3 protein-coding genes are annotated in these 3915 nt (G+C 74.4%); 1 reads left to right on the top strand and 2 read right to left on the bottom strand.

What is annotated here, in order from left to right; all coding sequences use genetic code 11:
• Both AOK24_RS27065 and AOK24_RS27060 read right to left on the bottom strand, forming a co-directional pair.
• The coding region (locus tag AOK24_RS27065) for an SRPBCC family protein (protein ID WP_055722675.1) at window positions 1-429 on the bottom strand (429 nt) is incomplete at its 3' end.
• An 84-nt stretch (window positions 430-513) separates the two neighbouring features.
• The gene (locus tag AOK24_RS27060; protein ID WP_055722674.1) at window positions 514-1341 is read right to left on the bottom strand and encodes a DeoR/GlpR family DNA-binding transcription regulator; all 828 of its coding nucleotides are present in this window, start codon (window positions 1339-1341) and stop codon (window positions 514-516) included.
• Window positions 1342-1598: 257 nt separating this feature from the next.
• Between AOK24_RS27060 and AOK24_RS27055 the strand changes: the two genes are divergently transcribed.
• Window positions 1599-3915: hypothetical protein (locus AOK24_RS27055; RefSeq protein ID WP_107104058.1), on the top strand; the 2317-nt coding region annotated here is incomplete at its 3' end.

Raw genomic sequence — 3915 nt, 5'->3', positions numbered from 1 at the left:
GAACGCCCACCCCATCCCCGGCCCGGCCGCCTTGAGCGCGAGCCGCAGTGGAAGCACCCCGTCCGCCGCGAACGTCCACCGCACCCGTGTCCCCGCGCCCACCGGAATCAGCCGCCACTCCTCCACGAGCGCCTTGAGACCCGGCGCGTTGACGGTGTCCAGGCGGTAGGCGTACACCTCGGGCGCCTTCGCCGCGAGGATCGTCTCGCGGAACCTCCCGCCGCCCACGAGGTGGATCTCCCGCTCCCCGCCGTCCCCGAGGGGCCGCGCGCGCCGGACCTGGCGGAACCACTCGGCCCAGCCGGGGACGTCCTCGGCGAGCGCGTGGAAGACGGCCTCGGGAGCCGCGGACATCTCCTGCGCGAACACGAGGCGGACGGGCGCGGTCCCGACGAACTCAAGGCCCACCGGGGCCAGATGACGTTCCATGCGAAGTCCCCCTCCTGCTCGCGCACTGCGACGGCCGGAAGAACAACCCTAGTTGACGGACCGTCAGAAGTCGTCGCCCGTACGTCACATGTCCACGGCCTGCACGGTCTCTCCCGCCACCACGACCCGCAGATGCTCCGCCATCTCCGTACGGGCCGCCGCCGGCAGCCCCGCGTCCGTCACCAGCGAGTCCACCTGGTCCAGCGTCGCGAACGAACTCAGGCCCACGACACCCCACTTGGTGTGGTCGGCGACCACCACGACCCGCCGCGCGGAGTGCACGAGGCGCCGATTGGTCTCCGCCTCCGCGAGGTTGGGCGTCGACAGGCCCGCCTCGGCCGATATGCCGTGCACGCCGAGGAACAGCATGTCGAAGTGGAGCGCGGCGATCGCCTGGTCGGCGACGGGGCCGACGAGGGAGTCCGAGGGGGTGCGGACCCCGCCGGTGAGGACGACGGTCGCGGCGCCCTGACGCGGCCCGGACGTGCGCTGCGCGGCGTGGAAGACGTCCGCGACCCGCACCGAGTTGGTGACGACGGTCAGGTCCGGCACGTCCACCAGCCGGTGCGCGAGCGCGAACGTCGTCGTACCGCCGGAGAGGGCGATCGCGCTGCCGGGGGCGACGAGCCCGGCGGCCGTGCGCGCGATGTCCTCCTTCGCCGTGAGTTCGAGGCCCGACTTCGCCTCGAAGCCCGGCTCGTGGGTGCTGGCCTCGACGACCGGTACGGCGCCGCCGTGCACCTTCTCGACGACGCCCTGCTTCGCGAGCGCGTCGAGGTCGCGGCGGATCGTCATGTCGGACACGCCGAGCCTGCGCGTGAGTTCGTTGACCCGGACACCGCCCCGGCGGCGCACCTCGTCGAGGATCAGGGCGCGGCGCTGCTCCGCGAGGAGGTTCTGATTCTCGCTCACGTACGCTCCGGTCCTTCCCGCGTCGAACCCCGCCCGGTCGGGTCGGGACGGTCCATCCTCGCACGTCGCAGGCGCTGTCGCGGCCCCGTTCGGCAGAGTCCGGGGACCACAAGCGCTTGCTCCCGAACGCCGTCTCGTCACGGTTGTCTCACGGAACGGGGAGATTCCGTGACAACAGGTGTGCACAAGGGCCGTAGCGGCCATCCTGGCTGGGCACGGAAAGATGCCGACGGCGCGTCACGGGGGAAGTGCGAGCAGTGGAACGAACCATCGTGGGCGGGGTACCGAGCCCCGCCGGACCACCCGAAGAGGGACAGACCGGGAAGCCGGCCGTCGCCCTCGAACTCCTCGTCCACGGGGTGGGCGGGGCCACACCGGAGAAGATGCTCGACGACCCGCGCACGGTGCGGGTCACGGGGGACGAGACGGCCGCCGTCTACCGTCGCGCCGACGACGCCGACGCGGAGACCCGCGCGGGCGCGTGGGGGGAGCACGACGACACGGCGTCCCGCGCGGGCGCGCGCCTGGACCGGCCGATCCCGGAGGCGTACGTCTGGTCCAACCTCACCTCCGGCAACGGCACGCGCGCGCTGTGGCTGTTGCTGCTGCCGTTCATGGTCGTCAACCTCGCCCACTGGATGCGCCCGGCGGCCCGCGCGGGCACGCGTACGGTCCGCGCCTACGGCCTCCTCGTCCGCCTCGCCGCCCTCTCCCTGACGGTCCTTCTGGTCGCCGCCGCCTGCGAGGTCGCCCTCGACCTCACCGCCTGGCAGTGCGCGGGCACGCGCGCGTGCGCGGAGCGCCACACCTGGCTCGGCTTCCTTACGCCCGGCGGCTGGTGGGGCCAGCCCGGCCGCCGCCTCGCGCTCGCGGCCCTCGTCCCGACCGCGCTCGTCGCCCTGCTGTGGTACCTCTCGCACCGCACCTGGCGCGCGTACGAGTCGCAGGAGCCGGTACCTCGCACGGACGGCGCCGACGCCGTGACGACCCTCAGCCGCCCCGGCTTCTGGTACGGCCGCCGCCTGGTCTCCCGGCTGCGCGCCGCCCACACCGCGGCGGGCCTCCTGACGGTCGCCGCGACCGTCGGCACGGCCGCCGCCCGCCGGGACCACGACAGCGGCTCCCCGGCCCTCCTGGACGCCCTGGGGCACGTCCTGGAGGCCGTCCTGCTCGTCGGCGCGGTCTGCGTCGTATGGGTGGTCTGCGGCCGGGGCCGCACCGAGGAGCGCCTCGACCACAAACTCGACCGCCACCTCGTACGCCGCCTGCCGCTCGGCTCCCTCGCCGTGCTGGCCCTCGCCCTCGTGTACGCGGCCTGGTCGCGGCCCGGCTGGACCTCGACGGGGCGCCTGCCCGGCGACCTCACGTTCGGCGGCATCGCGGTCGCCCAGGGCGTGGTCGCCGTCGCCCTCGCGGTCGTCGCCCGCAAGCTGTACGACGCCGACCCCGAGCACCGCTCGGCCCTGCGCGGCCTCGGCGGCCCCGCCGTCGTCATGCTGGCGTGCGCGCTCGGCGGCGTGATGTCCGGCGGCGTCGCCCAGCGCGTCGCCGACTGGCTGGACGGCACCGGCGGCGTCCTGCCCGGCCCGCCCGTCCTGCTGACCTGGCAGGCGTCCGTCATCCCGGCCGTCCTCCTCGTCGTGCTCGTCCACTGCTCGCTCCTCGGACAGCGCGCCATGAGCAGGGCCAAAGCACAGGAGCCGGCCGTCGAGAAGCAGTACGGCGTCGAGGACGGCGACCCCGCGCGCACGCGCACGATCTCCCGCGCGCGGGCGATGGCCGCGCTCACCGACCGGGCACCCCTCCTCGTCGGCGTCACCTCCGGGGCGACCCTCCTGCTGGGCACGGTCGCCGTCGTGGGCGCGCTGGCCAGCGGGAAGACGCCGGTGGGGGCCGCCGCCGGTACGGTCCCGTTCGTCGAGGGCGCCGCGCGCACGGGGCAGGCGCTCGGCTCGTGGCTCATCGGGTTCGCGTTCCTGACGTTCGTCACCTGGGGGCGGCGCGCGTACAAGGACCCGAACGCCCGGCGCACGATCGGCATCCTCTGGGACGTCGGTACGTTCTGGCCGCGCGCCGCGCACCCCTTCGCGCCCCCCTGCTACGCCGAGCGCGCCGTCCCCGACCTCACCTGGCGTATGACGACCTGGACCCGCGCCACCGGCGGCCGGCTCGTCATCTCCGGCCACTCCCAGGGCAGCGTCCTCGCCGCAGCCGCCGCCTGGCAGCTGGAACCCGCCGACCGCAAACGCGTCGCCCTCCTGACCTACGGCTCGCCCATCGAGCGCCTCTACGGCCGCTGGTTCCCCGCCCACTTCGGCCCCGACTCCCTCAAGGCCCTGCACGAGGACGTCGACTGCTGGCGCAACCTGTACCGCCTCACCGACCCGATAGGCGGCCCGGTGCGCCTCCCGGACGTCGACTGCAAGCCGTTCGAGGACCCGCTGGAGTACGGCCGCACGACACTGCATCCGCTGCCGGCGCCCTTGCTCGGCCACTCCGACTACCAGGCCGATCCGGGGTTCGCGCGGGAGCGGAAGCATCTGCTGGCGCGGCTCGGGTTCGGGGGACGGGCGG

The organism is Streptomyces niveiscabiei (assembly GCF_001419795.1).
Classification (GTDB): Bacteria; Actinomycetota; Actinomycetes; order Streptomycetales; family Streptomycetaceae; genus Streptomyces; species Streptomyces niveiscabiei.
This window is presented reverse-complemented; position numbering and strand designations above follow the sequence as displayed.